The organism is Paenibacillus sp. FSL R5-192 (genome assembly GCF_000517845.1).
GTDB classification, from domain to species: domain Bacteria; phylum Bacillota; class Bacilli; order Paenibacillales; family Paenibacillaceae; genus Paenibacillus; species Paenibacillus amylolyticus.
Map to the genome: position 1 here is coordinate 47,557 of NZ_ASPR01000017.1, position 16,047 is coordinate 63,603.

The following is a 16,047-nucleotide window of genomic DNA, read 5'->3' on the forward strand; positions in this document are numbered from 1 at the left end:
TCACTTATCCTTTCATCCTATACTGCCTTTATTTATTGTATCACGTATCACGCACAGTCTCATTTTCACGGGCATTTTGCAGTGTACGTACTTCTTCTTGCAATCGTTCGAGTTCTTTTTGCATACCGCGCAAGGAGTCAACGACCGGATCGGGCAATTGCTGACTGAGGCGATCTACCCGTCGGCCATCCTGTTTAACAATTCTGCCCGGTATACCTACTACGGTACTATTGGAAGGGACCTCCTTAAGCACAACAGAGTTCGCACCAATGTTACATTGATCCCCCACGCTAAATGAACCCAGCACCTTGGCTCCGGATGAGATAACCACATTATTACCAATGGTCGGATGTCTCTTTCCTTTTTCTTTCCCTGTTCCGCCCAGGGTAACCCCCTGATAGATAACGACATCATCGCCAATCTCACATGTTTCTCCAATAACGACGCCCATTCCGTGGTCAATAAACAACCGATTTCCGATCGTAGCTCCAGGATGTATCTCAATTCCTGTCATAAAACGGCTAACCTGCGAAATGAACCGGGCAACCGAGAACCATCTTCGCTTGTATAAAAAATGAGCGATCCGGTGTGCCCATATCGCATGCAGCCCTGAGTAGGTGAATACCACCTCAAACCAACCTCGGGCCGCCGGATCGTTTTCAAACACCGCCTGGATATCTGATCTGATCTTCTTGAACATGCTCGTTCCCCTCTTGTTCAGGTTCCCGTCCTCCGGCTTACCGGACGGCGCGTTCCTTGGTAGTGTACTGCACACTCGCCTAAACAAAAAAACGCCCCTGCAGCATTTAGCTGCAGAGGCGTTTATCGCGGTCCCACTCTGCTCGGTCCATTCTTAAATAGAATGAGCCCTCAAGCGGTTTGGTAACGGAAACCAATCGTCACAACCTATCCTAACGTTTTCCCATGTCATGATCGACAAAGGCGGGGCCGGATTCGGCTGTGCAGCTCACGGGCGCATTTCGACTGATGGACAGTGGATGGTTCACAGCCACCGCATCCAAAGAAATCTCTCTTTGCTACGGGACCATCCTCTCTGAATCTGTCCGGGTCAGTCTACTCCTCCCGATCTTTGCTGTTCTATTAGATACATCATATCAATTATTCGTTGTGTTGTTATTATAGCGAAAAGGCCTCAGACTGACAACAGCCTCCTACGTAATCTATCCATCGTAGGACTGTGTTCAGATTCCAAATAAACGGAATGTCTTCGACTAAGATTATTTTACTTGTGCAAGCAAACGTTCGATCACCGTATCACGACCCAGAAGCACGATCGTTTGGTTCAGATCCCGTCCATGCGTCTGTCCAGTCAAGGCTACACGAATTGGCATAAAGAGCTGTTTGCCCTTAAAGCCGGTTTCTTTCTGTACTTCCTTGATCAATCCAGCCATTTTGCTTGGAGTAAACTCTTCGCTCGCCTGTACTTTATCCGCAAATGCCTTCAGTACAGTTGGCACCTGCTCCTCCGCAAGCACTGCTTCTCCTTCACTTTCAAGCTCCAGATTGGAACGGAAGAATACTTCCGACAATTCGACAATATCGGAGGCAGAATTCATCTGCTCTTGGTACAGGTGTACCAGAGTATAAGCCCATTCTTTTTGTTCAGCAGACAGCTCGGAAGAAATACGTCCAGCCTTTTGCAGATGCGGAATGGCCATTTCGGCAATACGTTCCGGGTCAGCATGTTTGATATAGTGATTGTTCAAGTGAGCCAGCTTGTGGGTATCAAATACCGCAGGGCTCTTGGACAAACGTTTCGTATCAAAAATGGAGATCAGTTGCTCTTGCGAGAAGATCTCTTCTTCCCCTTCCGGCGACCAGCCGAGTAAGGAAATAAAGTTAAACATCGCTTCAGGCAAATAGCCGAGCTGATCATACTGCTCAATAAACTGGATAACGGACTCATCCCGTTTACTCAGCTTCTTGTGATTTTCATTCACGATCAACGTCATATGACCGAATTGCGGTGGCTCCCAGCCAAGCGCTTCATAGATCATCAGTTGACGCGGCGTGTTTGAGATGTGATCTTCCCCACGCAGGACATGGGAGATCTTCATCAAGTGATCATCCACAGCAACGGCATAGTTGTATGTGGGAATGCCGTCTTTTTTCACAATGACGAAGTCACCGGATTCCTTGCTGTTGAACGAGATTGTGCCTTTAACCATATCATCAAACGTATATGTGCGCTCTTCCGGCACACGGAAACGAATACTCGCTACGCGGCCTTCCGCTTCAAACGCACTAATTTGCTCTGGAGTCAGGTCACGGTGTTTGCCAGAATAACGCGGTGTTTCTCCACGTGAAGACTGTTCCTCGCGCTCTTGCTCCAATTCTTCTTCCGTGCAGAAGCAACGGTAAGCCAGACCTTTATCCAGCAATTCCTGCGTATATTTACGATAGAGGTCCAGACGTTCCGTTTGACGGTATGGTCCGTATTCTCCGCCCACGTCAATACTTTCGTCCCACTCAATTCCGAGCCATTTCAGGTATTTCAGCTGGCTTTCTTCACCACCGGCAATATTCCGTTTCACGTCCGTATCTTCAATACGAATAATGAATTTACCGTTATTATGTTTGGCATATAAATAGTTAAACAACGCCGTACGGGCATTCCCGATATGCAGGTGTCCCGTTGGGCTCGGCGCGTAACGCACACGAATATCCGTGCTCATATGATCCCCTCCGTCACTAATTGATTGATGATATCACACACGTACAAGGCAAACAACGGATTGAGCGGCAATGCCCTCTCCCCGTCCCGGGAATCCCAGTTGCTCTGTCGTTGTTGCTTTCACGTTCACCTGTGTTACATCCGCTTCCAGTGCCTTGGCAATAACCTCAGCCATCTGTGGGATATAAGGAGCCATCTTTGGCTTCTGGGCAATAATCGTTGAATCGATATTCCCTAGCTTATACCCGCGATCCTTCACAAGCTGCCATACATGCTCCAGCAATTTCAGGCTGTCGGCATCTTTGAATTCCGGATCGGTATCCGGGAAGTGCTTGCCAATATCCCCAAGTGCCAGTGCACCCAAAATGGCATCACTGATCGCGTGCAACAGCACGTCTGCGTCCGAGTGACCCAGCAGGCCTTTTTCATAAGGAATCGTTACTCCGCCAATAATACACGGGCGTCCCTCTACCAGCTGATGTACATCAAATCCCTGTCCTACACGTATCATCGCTTCTTCTCTCCCCCCAGCAAAAACGCAGCATATTTCAAATCTTCCGGCGTTGTTAATTTGATATTGGTATAATTGCCTTCCACAACCTTGACCGACATTCCCTGACGTTCAGCCAGCATGGCATCATCTGTTCCCAGAAATCCGTCCTGCTCAGCTGATTCGTAGGCGGAGAGCAGGGAAGAAAGACGAAAAGCCTGCGGGGTTTGAATGCTCCACAGACTGCTGCGGTCTGGCGTCGCCGTAACGACTCCTTCCGCATTCACTTGTTTGATCGTATCCTTCACGGGAACCGCCAGTACAGCTGCTCCACCACCGGCTATGGCGGCCGCCATGCATCCCTTGATCTGCTCATGGTTCACAAAAGGACGTACCCCGTCGTGAACGAGAACCCAATCCGTCCCAAGTGCCTCAAGGCCTTTATGGACAGAATGTTGTCTCTCTTTCCCTCCGGGGATAACACGGACACGTGAATCCAGTTGGTATTCTTTTACCCAATCCTGGCAGCGTTCAACATCTGCGGTTCCTGTGACCAGCACCATCTCGCGGATCTCGTCCAGCGCAGCAAATACCTCAAGCGTATGTATGAAAACGGGCTTGTCCTGCAGCAACAGAAACTGTTTGCTCTCGGTCGTCCCCATCCGGGTTCCGCGACCTGCTGCCACAATGACAACGCCCCACCCTTTATCCATGCCGCAATCCCTGCCTTGTCTGTCAGTTTATCGTCCAAAGATATACAATATCATTCAACGATACACTACCCATCATACCGCTTTATTGGGCTTTTTCCAACAGTTTCGGCTTGGCAAAAATCATTCGTCCCGCTGAAGTCTGCAACACACTGGTCACCAGCACTTCCATCATCATGCCGATATACTCGCGTCCGCCCTCCACAACGATCATTGTGCCATCATCCAGATAGGCTACACCTTGACCATGCTCCTTGCCATCCTTGATGATCTGCACCATGATCTCCTCACCTGGCAGAACAACCGGCTTAACCGCATTGGCGAGATCATTAATATTCAACACAGATACACCCTGGAGTTCGCACACTTTGTTCAGGTTAAAGTCATTGGTGACCACTTTGCCCTGAAGCACTTTAGCCAGTTTAACCAGTTTGCTGTCCACCTCGGAGATTTCCTCGAAATCCCCCTCGTAGATCAGGACTTTTACATCAAGTTCCTTCTGGATTTTGTTCAAAATGTCCAGTCCACGCCGTCCTCTGTTCCGCTTGAGCAGATCCGATGAATCGGCAATATGCTGTAACTCCTCCAGAACAAATTCCGGAATTACGATCGTGCCTTCAATAAATCCGGTTTTGCATATATCAGCGATACGCCCATCGATAATAACACTGGTATCCAGAATTTTATGTTCTTCCATCCGTCTGTCCTCGTCCACCTCGGGATGACCCCATCGTCCAGTCATCCAGAAGGCCCCTAGATCGTCTTTCTTCGCCATGGCAAGGGCATAACCGGAATAAGCACTAATCACCGTCAGCGCCACTTGCAGCACTTCTCCTGCCGTCCCCATCCATCCCACAACAGGGTAGAGCAACAAGGCCACGAGCAATCCTGCAACTGTACCTGCAGCACCTGCAGCCAATTCGTTCATAGGTACTTTTGCCAATGAATTAATTCCACTATGCAGCCTGTCTGCCATCAATGTTCCACCAATATTACATACAGCCATAAACATTACAGCTCCCAGCAGCGTCGATATACCAGCTCCCAGTAATCCTGCTGACTGAATCCACTCCGCCATCCATGGGACCGATTTTCCTGCCAGATGATATGCCGTGTAGCCGAACCATGCACCGCACAATCCTGTAAAAGTTAAAATGCCTTTTTTCCACATTAGTCCCTGCACCTCCTTCAATGTATCTTGATCTTTATATCCAGTATGATCCAATTCCTGAATTACTAATCCCATCTGGAAGAACTTTTTGGAAATGTTGCAATCGTCAGTTGAAAGTAGGTAAATTATTGGCATATAATGAATTCAATTCATATCCCGAGGTGAGTGGCAAAATGAGTACGCTAAGTTTACAGGCTTTCCAGGATCAAGTTTCTGAACTGTTGTTGCGTCATCGCAGCCTGATTGATGTACTGTCCAAAACGGGACAAGCCGGAGCGTCTGTTAACCGTGCCGTGTCCAAAGCCATTACCGAATGCGGCTGCATCGAGCTGCACGCCACCAAGCAGAAATATGCCCCGGAGAGCGATATCGCTCAAACCAAGGGCCTGCTGGAAACGCATGTGGAAGGTGAGTTGTGTGAGAACTGCAGAGAGGTCATCAGCTCTGAGCTAGGGCGGAACCTGTTCTACATGTCGGCTCTCTGCAATCTGCTGGACATTAACATGGAAGAGGTCGTAAATCACGAATCACAGAAGTGTTCAACGTTAGGGATGTTTAATCTGTCGTAAGAAGATATGTATGTCGTCCGTAAGGGTTTCTTTTACCGTAAATAGATCTGAATAAACAAAAAGCACGCATTCTCCAGTTCAGGAGAGTACGTGCTTTCTTTGTATAGTGTTGTCCCCAAGGCGACTTAACGATCGGAAGGACGGGAGGATTTCTCATCCTTGCGCTTTTTCGCCCGACTACGCGAGGCCGCTGTTCGCACATTATGCTTCATTCCATACAAGGCGTATAACACCAGCGGAATAAAGATCAATTTGGATAACTGCTCTGGGAAAATAACGGCTACGGCTATGGCAAATAACACAACCCATGGTGCAATCCAGATTGCCTTGCGTGGCAACCCGACCTTTTTGAAATTGGGATATTTAAGCGAACTCACCATCAGATACGATAACAGCAATGTAGCAATCATCATGCTAACTGGGCCAATATCCTTATTGAACAAGGACAGTGTGGCCAGTACCCCGCCGGCTGCCGGTATCGGCAGACCTGTGAAGTATCCGGGAATACCCGGACGAACGTTAAACCGTGCAAGACGAATGGCTCCACAGATCGGAAAAGCCGCTGTTGCGATCCAGGCGAGGATCGGCATTGAATCTTGAAACGACACCATAAATATGATCAGGGCTGGTGCTGCACCAAAGGAAACCATGTCAGACAAGGAATCCAGTTCCTTACCGAATTCACTTTGAGCATTAAGTGCACGTGCCACTCGGCCATCCAGACCATCCAGTAGCATCGCTACAATGACCATAATGGCAGCCAAACTGTAATTTCCATCAATCGCAAGCAAAATTGCCATCATTCCAAGAAACAGATTACCCAGGGTAAAGAGATTCGGAATGAATCTGGTTAGCATCGTTGTTTCACCTCATCCATTTCAAGCCTTTATATAGGCAAACCCTTACATCTGTCTGTCGATAAACATTTGCTCCTGCAAACGTTTGAGGCCTTCCTTAATGGTCCGGGCACGAACTTCACCAATACCGTCCACTTCGTCCAGTTCTTCAATTGTAGCCATAATAACATGAGGCAATTGTTCGAATTGATCCACCAGATTATGGATAATGACATTGGGCAGGCGGGGGATCTTATTTAATACCCGGAATCCACGAGGGGCAACCGAATCCTCTGAAGTAGCCGCTGATGAAGGATAGCCGAGCAGACGGACAATATGATGTGCATCCAGCAACTCATCGTCCGACAATCTTTTCAGTCCCACGATAATTTCACGGATTTTGTCATCACTGTCGTCACGGGCATAGTCTTTATACAATAACCAGGCTTCTTCTTCCGTTGTACCCACAAGTTCTTCCATTTGCATGGAAATGAGTCGTCCCTCATTCCCGAGTTCATGAATGTACCGTTGGATTTCCGTTTTGATCCGCATCACCATTTCGGTACGCTGAATCACATTAACCACTTCAGGAATCGTTACTAATTCCTCAAATTCCGAAGCACTCAGATTCGTAAGGGACTGTGTTAATACCGCTTTGTATTTCTCCAGGGTTTGAATCGCTTGATTCGCTTTGGTCAAAATAACCCCGATTTCCTTGAGGGAATAACGAAGTGTTCCCTGATACAAGGTAATGATATTCCGGCGCTGTGATATGGATACGACCAATTTACCCGTTTGCTTTGCTACACGCTCTGCCGTCCGGTGACGAATCCCCGTCTCTGATGAAGAGATAGATGAATCCGGGATTAACTGGGTATTGGCGTAAAGAATACGCTTCAAATCCTCGCTAAGAATAATGGCTCCATCCATCTTGGCGAGTTCGTACAGATAGTTCGGGGAGAAATCACAGTTAATTGAGAATCCCCCATCCACCACTTCCATTACTTCAGGGCTGTATCCTACAACAAGCAGTGCGCCCGTCTTGGCGCGCAGCACATTTTCCAGACCTTCGCGGAAAGGTGTACCTGGTGCGATCAGCCTTAACAACTCATTCATATTATCCAGTTGGCTCATATCTTTCATCTTGTTATGCCCCCTAATCTAAAGCAACCGCTAGTGCATCTGCCACGGTATTCACACCGATCAGTTGTATCCCGCGAGGATGTTTCCAGCCCTTTAAGCTTTTTTCTGGTAAAATGACTCGTTTGAAGCCCAGCTTTGCGGCTTCCTTCACTCGTTGTTCGGCCCGTGATACGGCTCGAACTTCACCTGTCAGACCGATCTCGCCAAAGATGACGTCATCCGGCTTGGTCGGCACATCTCTCAAACTGGATGCAATGCTTACGGCAACCGCCAAGTCTACAGCGGGCTCATCCAATCGTACTCCACCAGCCACGTTCAGATACGCATCCTGGGTCTGTAAAAACATGCCCATCCGTTTCTCCAGCACTGCAATGATCAGATTTAATCGATGCAGATCTACCCCTGTTGCCATACGGCGAGGAGAAGGAAAATGGGTCGTCGAGATCAACGCCTGTAATTCCACGAGTAGAGGACGTGTCCCCTCCATACTGGCAACTACCGTTGAACCTGCTACACCCAGTGGACGTTCCGACAAAAAGAGTTCGGACGGATTGCCCACCTCACGAAGTCCATCCTCGCCCATTTCAAAAATACCAATCTCATTGGTGGAACCAAAACGGTTCTTCACCGCACGCAGCAGGCGATACGTATGATGCCGTTCTCCTTCAAAATAAAGCACGCAATCCACCATATGTTCTAACATACGTGGACCAGCAATGGCACCTTCTTTGGTAACATGCCCCACAAGAACCGTTGCAATGCCTCTGCCTTTGGCAATCCGCATGAACCTTGACGTACATTCCCTTACCTGTGCAACACTACCAGGCGCACTGGTAACTTCGGGAAGATATACCGTCTGAATGGAGTCGATGACCAGAAAATGCGGCTGGATCTGATCCACCGCTTCCTCTACACGTTCCATATTGGTTTCACACAGTACATACAACTCGGCAGAGAGTGCCCCGAGACGGTCGGCCCGCAATTTGGTTTGCTTGACTGATTCCTCACCGGAAACATATAACACACGCAAACCCGAATGCGTCAAAGCATGGGACGTCTGCAACATCAACGTTGATTTACCAATACCCGGATCTCCGCCCACCAGAACGAGTGAACCCGGAACGATTCCGCCACCCAATACCCGGTTCAACTCTCCGATTCCAGTCTGTACACGCGGTTCCTGACCGCTATCTATATCTATGATAGGAAGCGGTTTATCTTTACTGTCAAACAGAGGAGAATTTCTCCCTTGTGTTTTGACCACCGTCTCTGTTTCTTCCACCATTGAATTCCATGACTGACAACCCGGACACTTACCGTACCACTTGGGGGCTTCATAGCCGCATTCCGTACATTGAAACTTGGTTTTAACTTTGGCCACTTCAGCACTCCTATAATTTAATTTTATAACAGCATTTTGCATTATTCGACGAATTTCACCCAAACTCCCTGACGTGCAGGGTTACTAAAAGTTTACCATTGTTTGAGATTTTTCGTAAAGGATTATCGCAAACTTTACACATGTTCCTGACATAATCATGTCCGTCTTCTGTCCAAAGTGCAAAAAATCCTCCCCGGCCGAAGCCGAGAAGGATTTGATTAAGGATTATGGATCAATACAAGCTGAAGTTTAACTCCAAAGCTTGCTAAATATTATTTAGTTTCGATTTCCTCATTGGACGGAACGACTACGTCTTTTTTCGTAACAGACAGTGCACCGTTCTCTTCGTCGATGAGCAATGAATCCCCTTTGGTTACGTTACCTGTGAGCAACTCTTCGGACAATTTGTCCTCGATATGCTTCTGGATCGCCCGACGAAGCGGACGCGCACCGTAAGCTGGATCAAAGCCTGACTTCGCAAGGAAAGACTTGGCATTGTCAGTGAGTTCGAAATCGACCTCATGTTCAAGCAGTCGTTTACGAAGTTCTTCACTCATAAGCGTAACAATTTCAGCGATGTGTTTTTCTTCAAGTGAGTGGAACACGATAATTTCATCAATCCGGTTAAGGAACTCTGGACGGAAGCTTTTCTTCAGCTCATCCATCACTTTCCCCTTCATGTTGTCATAATCTGCTCCTGCATCTACAACTGCAGTGAAGCCCAGTGTAGAGTTACGTTTGATCGCTTCGGCACCCACGTTGGATGTTAGAATGATCAGCGTATTGCGGAAGTCAACGACGCGACCTTTGGAATCCGTCAGACGACCATCCTCAAGCACTTGTAACAAGATATTGAATACTTCTGGATGTGCTTTCTCGATTTCATCGAGCAGGACTACGGAATATGGTTTGCGACGAACTTTCTCTGTCAGCTGGCCACCTTCTTCGTACCCAACATATCCTGGAGGCGCTCCGACAAGTCGGGAAGTCGAGTGCTTCTCACCATACTCGGACATATCAATCCGGATTACTGCATTTTCATCGCCGAACATCGCTTCAGCCAGAGCACGAGCAAGTTCTGTTTTACCTACCCCTGTAGGGCCGAGGAAAATGAATGAACCCATCGGACGTTTTGGATCTTTAAGTCCCGCACGAGCACGACGAACCGCACGGCTGACAGACTTCACTGCCTCATCCTGACCGATGACACGTTCATGTAGAATAGACTCCAGATTCATCAGACGCTGTGTCTCTTCTTCTTTCAGTTGGTTCACAGGGATTCCTGTCCAGCTGGCTACCACTTGTGCGATATCCTCAGGAGTAACCTCGGAATCGGTGCGACCTTGTTTCTCTTTCCACTGGTTCTTCGTTACATCCAGCTCTTCACGGATTTTTTGTTCCGTATCACGCAGAGCTGCTGCTTTTTCGAACTCCTGACTTTGAACTGCAGCGTCTTTTTCCTTACGGATATCTTCCAGACGGCTTTCCAGTTGTTTCAGGTTTGGTGGGATCGTGTAAGAGTTCAATCTTACTTTGGAACCCGCTTCATCAATCAGGTCAATCGCTTTATCTGGCAGGAAACGGTCTGTAATGTAACGGTCAGACAGTTTAACGGCCTGCACAATTGCTTCGTCCGTAATTTTCACGCGGTGATGCGCCTCATAACGGTCACGCAAGCCGTGCAAGATTTGAATCGCTTCTTCTGGAGAAGGCTGATCTACAGTAATCGGTTGGAAACGACGCTCAAGCGCTGCATCCTTCTCGATGTATTTACGATATTCATCCAGTGTTGTCGCACCGATACATTGCAATTCTCCACGAGCCAGAGCCGGTTTCAAAATGTTAGAAGCATCGATGGCACCTTCAGCCCCGCCTGCGCCAATCAAGGTATGCAATTCGTCGATAAACAGGACAATGTTACCTGCTTGGCGAATCTCATCCATGATTTTTTTCAGACGATCTTCGAACTCACCACGATATTTGGTTCCAGCGACTACTGAACCCATATCCAGGGTCATTACACGTTTGTCGCGCAATGTTTCCGGAATCTCATTTGCAATGATTTTTTGTGCAAGGCCTTCAGCAATCGCTGTTTTACCTACACCTGGCTCACCGATCAATACCGGGTTGTTCTTCGTACGACGGCTGAGCACCTGGATGACACGTTCAATTTCTTTACTACGTCCAATGACCGGGTCAAGGTTATTCTCTCTGGCGTATGCCGTGAGGTCACGTGCCAGACTGTCCAGCGTTGGTGTGCTGACATTGGCAGGTGTGCCATTATGGCTGGATACAGCTTCACTGCTGCCAAGCAATTGCAACACTTGTTGCCGTGCTTTGTTCAGACTAATTCCCAGGTTATTGAGCACACGTGCTGCAACACCCTCGCCTTCACGAATCAATCCAAGCAGGATATGCTCTGTGCCTACATAAGTGTGGCCCAATTTACGAGCTTCATCCATAGACAGTTCAATTACTTTTTTCGCACGTGGCGTATATGCAATGTTGGTAGGTTGCTCTTGGCCACGGCCAATCAGCGTTTCTACTTCATCCTGAATTTTTTCCAATCCGAGTCCCAGGCCGATCAGTGCTTTGGCTGCGATGCCTTCGCCTTCACGAATGAGGCCGAGCAAAATATGCTCAGTACCGATGTTATTATGACCGAGACGGACAGCTTCTTCCTGCGCGAGTGCGAGCACCTTTTGGGCCCGTTCCGTAAATCTTCCAAACATCATATCTCCTGCACCTCCATGGTTTTGGATAAAACGAGGTCATGTAATGAAATAACCGTCGTATTCTTCATATCATTTTTGTTTGCAGCCGTGCTGCGAATAAAGTCATTTGGCATTTGTACATGCCTTATTATATAAAAGCCGCAATGCGGCATGAAACCATAATTCAATACTATATCAGGCTAAACTAGGACTGCTTCGCTGCATTGATCGTATCACGAATCAACTGAGCACGGTATATGTCACGCTCATCTGTGCGCATATCTTCCCCGAATGTTTTCTGCAAAAATCCCGGCTGTGTCATCACATTCAACTCATTCATTACCGTGATGGACAGTCCATCCAACAATCCGAGATCCACCCCAAGGCGTACATCCGATAAGCGCTGTGCAGCTTCCTTGGAATCAACAATAGCTGCATGAGACAATATGCCATAAGAACGCATGACCCGATCCGTAATCCGAAGTCTGGAGTCGGTAATTAACCGTTCTCTCGCTGTACGTTCATGACCAATCATCTGTAACACAACACCATGCAGGTTCTCAATGACTTCCTGTTCGGTCTGTCCCAATGTAATCTGATTCGAGATCTGGAACAGGTTACCCATCGCCTCGCTACCTTCACCGTATATTCCTCTTACCGTCAATCCCACTTGGGAAACTGCGGTTAGAATACGGCCTATCTGTTGCGTCATCACCAGGGCAGGCAAGTGCATCATAACCGATGCTCTGACACCTGTACCTACATTAGTAGGACAGCTGGTTAAGTATCCTCTGCGATCATCAAAAGCATAATCCACATGCGCTTCAAAAGCATCATCTATTGCGGAAGCTTTCTCCCAGGCTTCTTTCACCTGGAACCCCGGATAGAGGCACTGGATACGAAGATGATCCTCTTCGTTAATCATAATACTGACTGACTCATCCTCACTGAGAATAACCGCACCATTCCTGGATTCATTCGCAAGACTTGGACTGATGAGATGTTTCTCCACCAGCACCCGTTTGTCGAGTTCGTCAATATCGATCAGATCCAACGTATGAAAATCCCCAAAGGCATGAACGTCATCGTATTGAAGTACTTCGCTCAGCTTATTCAGCACCTCTTCCGATTGCTCATTGGAAGCCAGCATCGGAAACGGAACATGCTGAAGGTTGCGTGCAATCCGGACACGGCTGCTAATGACAATTTCGGAATCAGCCGCATCACTGCGCATCCAGTCGCTGAGCGCCTTCTCTGTAAAGCGCAGATTAGGCATTACGCATCCCTCCTACTCATGACAAACTTTACTCCTGAGCTATTCCTTTTTCAAGTCCTCTGATCTGGTCACGGATCTGAGCCGCCTCTTCAAATTCCTCTTGTGCGATGCTCTCTTGGAGCTCACGCTTCAGATCAGCAATTTGCCGTTTCACCTTGATGCGACCACCAGCTCGTGCAGGCACTTTGCCTACATGGGACGTATTACCATGAACCCGCTTGAACAAAGGATCCAGACGACTGTCAAAATATTTATAACATGAACTGCAGCCGAACCGGCCTATCTTACTAAATTGTGCGTACGTCATACCACACTCTTCACATTGAAGAGCTTTTGCAGGTGGTGTTCCTGCCGATCCACTTTTGCCGGCTGGATCAAAATCAAGCAATCCTGACAACAAGTTGTGAATGGAAAACCCACCTGCTGTTCCAGGGATCATTTCCCCTTTTTCACGGGCACATGACTCACAAATATGGAATTCCGTCTTCTCTCCATTTACGATCTTCGTAAAATGAAGTGTCGCCGGACGTTTATTGCATTCTTGGCACAGCATATTGATGTACCTCCTTTGACCCCGATAGTTTTCATTTACCGAGCAAAGATATTAACATCGCCTTCAACATTCTGGCACGAATTTGATCCCGGTAAGGAAGTTTGACCAATATAACCTCTCTAGATACAGCAGCTCGCATCAACCCGGCTTCCCGCTTGTTCAAGAAGCGCGCTTCTTCCAATTGATAGATCAGACCTTCGGCAGCTGTCTGCCCGATCTCTTCACCAATACTATGGTGCAAATGATTATGCAGAGCTGATTGGGCCGGTAATTCAATGCGCTGTATGCGAACATAACCACCACCGCCGCGTTTACTCTCTACCAGGTATCCCTTCTCGAGTGTAAAACGTGTGCTGATGACATAATTGATCTGGGAAGGTACACATGAGAATTGATCTGCCAGATCATTACGCTGAATTTCAACCATTCCTTCGGGACTTTCATGCAAAATACTCTTCAGATATCGTTCGATAATATCAGAGATATTACGCATCCAATCATCCTCCACTGTCTGAAACGTTAAGTCAATAAGGACCCACACGCCCCCACAGAGTACACCTTCTCTACCCATTTAACCAATCATGGAAACAGCGAATCTTGCTTCCACAGGTGCCAACAGGAGAGCGAAGGAAGCACGAAGGTCCTTTAATATTCCCTTGATCCTCCGATGAAATGAATCCCGTATATTGGCGATCATGCATCAGATTGTAGAAAGAAAGCTACTTAAGTATTAAACCTTTAGTTGACTTTGACTTTCTTTGACTTTATAACCATTATAGCATATTTTGTGGTTTTGCCAAGTGGGGTCACTATTCATTTTTTACGATTTTACACGAAATATTCCCCAGACACAAAAAAACCTCCCCAAAATTGCTGGAGAAGTCCATTTGTCTTTCAATCACGCCGTATTTCTATATAAGCTAATCAAGTTAAATGGAGCAGTGGGAATAGTCATCAGAAGAAATCGAGCAAATAGGTTTCCCGTTCAGGAATCGCTTGTTCCAAAGCCTTGATTGCTGTGTTCGGTCCGTGAATTCTTCCGATTCGTGCCATTTCCGTTGGTCTGCGATATCCCATGAGCACCGCGGTAAGGGATTGAATATCCACCTTAATGATCTGATCATCAGTAATTGGCTCCGATGTTTTCCATATGGACGCTGTTCCGTTCATTGCTACGTTTAATTGCCATACCCCTTCATTCCATGGAGCGTGGGCATCCTCTACCTGAAGTACAATCTGCACCGGTGAGTCCTGGCTTGCAAATGGATACTGGGATATAAACTGCTCTACACTAACGATACGCGCCATAAAATAAGGTACAATCTCCTGCTGAATCCGTGGGTTATCCAATTGGAAGGCAAGCGTATCACTGGCAGGCGCCTGCAACGTAACTTCCTGGATCATGGAATCATGGTTAGCAATAAAGGTCCACAGCCCTTGCCTAGCCTCTTCATTCAGATAGATGATCTCTTTAATGGTAAACTTATTTTCCTTAACCTCATATAAAAGATAACCTTGTGCTGCATCAGCTTCATCGTAATATACAGCCTTCTGGCTGGTCCCATTAACAAGAACTGAATTCTCCCACCTTTCATCATCCCGGACCAGAGTTCCGTTATAACGCTCAGCATAAGCACTGTATACTTCCTTTAATATGCTGAGGCCTGGATCCCCACGCCGAATTGTTCCAGGTGTCGCTTTTTTCGAAGGCAAATGAGCTGTAGGTACTTTATAACGTTTAAATTCAACATACGTCTCCCATCCATACTTCCGATAGAAACCAAAAGAAAATGGATGCAAGAATGATATGCTCTGTTTGTTACGATTCATTTCTTCCAACGCATGCTTCAGCAGACCCGCTACCCAGCCTTTGCGTCTATACTCTGGCCAGGTGGCAACACCCGCAATACCGCCCATCTCGAACGATCTGCCATGAATATAGGTTTGAAAAGGAATGATGTGAAGTTTGGCTCCTAGCTGCCCGTCCTCATATACACCCCATATATCCTGTGACGAAAATTGACTCCGCCGTTTTTCTTTCTGTTCTTCACTCATTACTACTTGAAAAGCATATTCGGAGAGTGCCATCGCCGGTTCAAAATCATCTACCGTCAATTTCTGAATTTCCATGTTGTCCTACACCCCATTCGCTAGAGTTATATCAATCCAAATCATGGCCTGATATCTGATATATGTACCCCTTAGAGTGTGTCAGAGGATTCTTACAAAGTCAAATAAGAGATGCTTCCGCATCCCCTAAAATAAACAAATAAAAACCACCACCGAATAACATCGGCAGTGGTTCTTCGCTTGGCGGCGTCCTACTCTCCCAGGACCCTGCGGTCCAAGTACCATCGGCGCTAGAGGGCTTAACGGTCGTGTTCGGGATGGGTACGTGTGGAACCCCTCCGCCATCGCCACCAAACGCATAGCATAGCTTACATTCAGAGATCGTTCTCTGAAAACTAGATTCGAAACGAAACATGCGAATTACAACTTGCTATTGGAT

General features: G+C 47.3%; 14 protein-coding genes and 1 rRNA gene. 1 reads left to right on the top strand and 14 read right to left on the bottom strand.

Going from position 1 to position 16,047, the window contains the following annotated elements:
• Positions 1-40 precede the first annotated feature (40 nt).
• The 5 genes from cysE to C161_RS16680 form a co-directional block, all read right to left on the bottom strand.
• Positions 41-700, bottom strand: a complete 660-nt coding sequence (gene cysE / locus C161_RS16660) for a serine O-acetyltransferase (protein ID WP_036607155.1) — start codon at positions 698-700, stop codon at positions 41-43.
• A gap of 538 nt (positions 701-1,238) precedes the next feature.
• Positions 1,239-2,696 carry a glutamate--tRNA ligase gene (gene gltX / locus C161_RS16665; RefSeq protein WP_036671577.1) on the bottom strand — a complete coding sequence of 486 codons (1,458 nt, stop codon included), beginning with the start codon at positions 2,694-2,696 and terminating at the stop codon, positions 1,239-1,241.
• 33 nt (positions 2,697-2,729) lie between these two features.
• The gene (gene ispF / locus C161_RS16670; RefSeq protein ID WP_017692052.1) at positions 2,730-3,206 is read right to left on the bottom strand and encodes a 2-C-methyl-D-erythritol 2,4-cyclodiphosphate synthase; all 477 of its coding nucleotides are present in this window, start codon (positions 3,204-3,206) and stop codon (positions 2,730-2,732) included.
• Positions 3,203-3,898 carry a 2-C-methyl-D-erythritol 4-phosphate cytidylyltransferase gene (ispD, locus tag C161_RS16675; protein WP_036607150.1) on the bottom strand — a complete coding sequence of 232 codons (696 nt, stop codon included), beginning with the start codon at positions 3,896-3,898 and terminating at the stop codon, positions 3,203-3,205. The genes ispF and ispD overlap by 4 nt, the downstream gene beginning before the upstream one ends.
• Before the next feature lie 82 nt (positions 3,899-3,980).
• The gene (locus C161_RS16680) at positions 3,981-5,066 is read right to left on the bottom strand and encodes a PIN/TRAM domain-containing protein (RefSeq protein WP_036607148.1); all 1,086 of its coding nucleotides are present in this window, start codon (positions 5,064-5,066) and stop codon (positions 3,981-3,983) included.
• 173 nt (positions 5,067-5,239) lie between these two features.
• Between C161_RS16680 and C161_RS16685 the strand changes: the two genes are divergently transcribed.
• Positions 5,240-5,635 (top strand): hypothetical protein, encoded by a 396-nt coding sequence (locus C161_RS16685; protein ID WP_017692049.1) that lies wholly within the window; start codon positions 5,240-5,242, stop codon positions 5,633-5,635.
• 125 nt (positions 5,636-5,760) lie between these two features.
• Here C161_RS16685 and pssA read toward each other — a convergent pair whose 3' ends face one another.
• From pssA to rrf, 9 genes are all read right to left on the bottom strand, one after another.
• Positions 5,761-6,492 carry a CDP-diacylglycerol--serine O-phosphatidyltransferase gene (pssA, locus tag C161_RS16690; protein WP_017692048.1) on the bottom strand — a complete coding sequence of 244 codons (732 nt, stop codon included), beginning with the start codon at positions 6,490-6,492 and terminating at the stop codon, positions 5,761-5,763.
• Between the two features lie 45 nt (positions 6,493-6,537).
• Entirely contained in the window at positions 6,538-7,614 is a 1,077-nt protein-coding gene (gene disA, locus C161_RS16695) for a DNA integrity scanning diadenylate cyclase DisA (RefSeq protein ID WP_036607144.1), read from the bottom strand.
• A gap of 13 nt (positions 7,615-7,627) precedes the next feature.
• Positions 7,628-8,995 carry a DNA repair protein RadA gene (gene radA, locus C161_RS16700; protein ID WP_036671578.1) on the bottom strand — a complete coding sequence of 456 codons (1,368 nt, stop codon included), beginning with the start codon at positions 8,993-8,995 and terminating at the stop codon, positions 7,628-7,630.
• A 272-nt stretch (positions 8,996-9,267) separates the two neighbouring features.
• A complete protein-coding gene (locus C161_RS16705) occupies positions 9,268-11,730 on the bottom strand; it encodes an ATP-dependent Clp protease ATP-binding subunit (RefSeq protein WP_036607223.1) in 2,463 nt (820 codons plus the stop codon).
• A gap of 184 nt (positions 11,731-11,914) precedes the next feature.
• On the bottom strand, positions 11,915-12,985 hold the full coding sequence (locus tag C161_RS16710) for a protein arginine kinase (RefSeq protein ID WP_036607140.1): 1,071 nt from the start codon (positions 12,983-12,985) through the stop codon (positions 11,915-11,917).
• A gap of 28 nt (positions 12,986-13,013) precedes the next feature.
• Positions 13,014-13,538, bottom strand: coding sequence for a UvrB/UvrC motif-containing protein (locus tag C161_RS16715; RefSeq protein WP_036607138.1), 525 nt, complete (start codon positions 13,536-13,538; stop codon positions 13,014-13,016).
• Positions 13,539-13,569: 31 nt separating this feature from the next.
• Positions 13,570-14,031 (bottom strand): CtsR family transcriptional regulator, encoded by a 462-nt coding sequence (locus tag C161_RS16720; RefSeq protein ID WP_036671579.1) that lies wholly within the window; start codon positions 14,029-14,031, stop codon positions 13,570-13,572.
• Between the two features lie 461 nt (positions 14,032-14,492).
• Positions 14,493-15,668: a GNAT family N-acetyltransferase gene (locus C161_RS16725; protein WP_036671580.1), complete on the bottom strand. Its 1,176-nt coding sequence runs from the start codon at positions 15,666-15,668 to the stop codon at positions 14,493-14,495.
• 178 nt (positions 15,669-15,846) lie between these two features.
• Positions 15,847-15,963: ribosomal RNA gene (gene rrf, locus C161_RS16730) — 5S ribosomal RNA — on the bottom strand.
• Positions 15,964-16,047 lie beyond the last annotated feature (84 nt).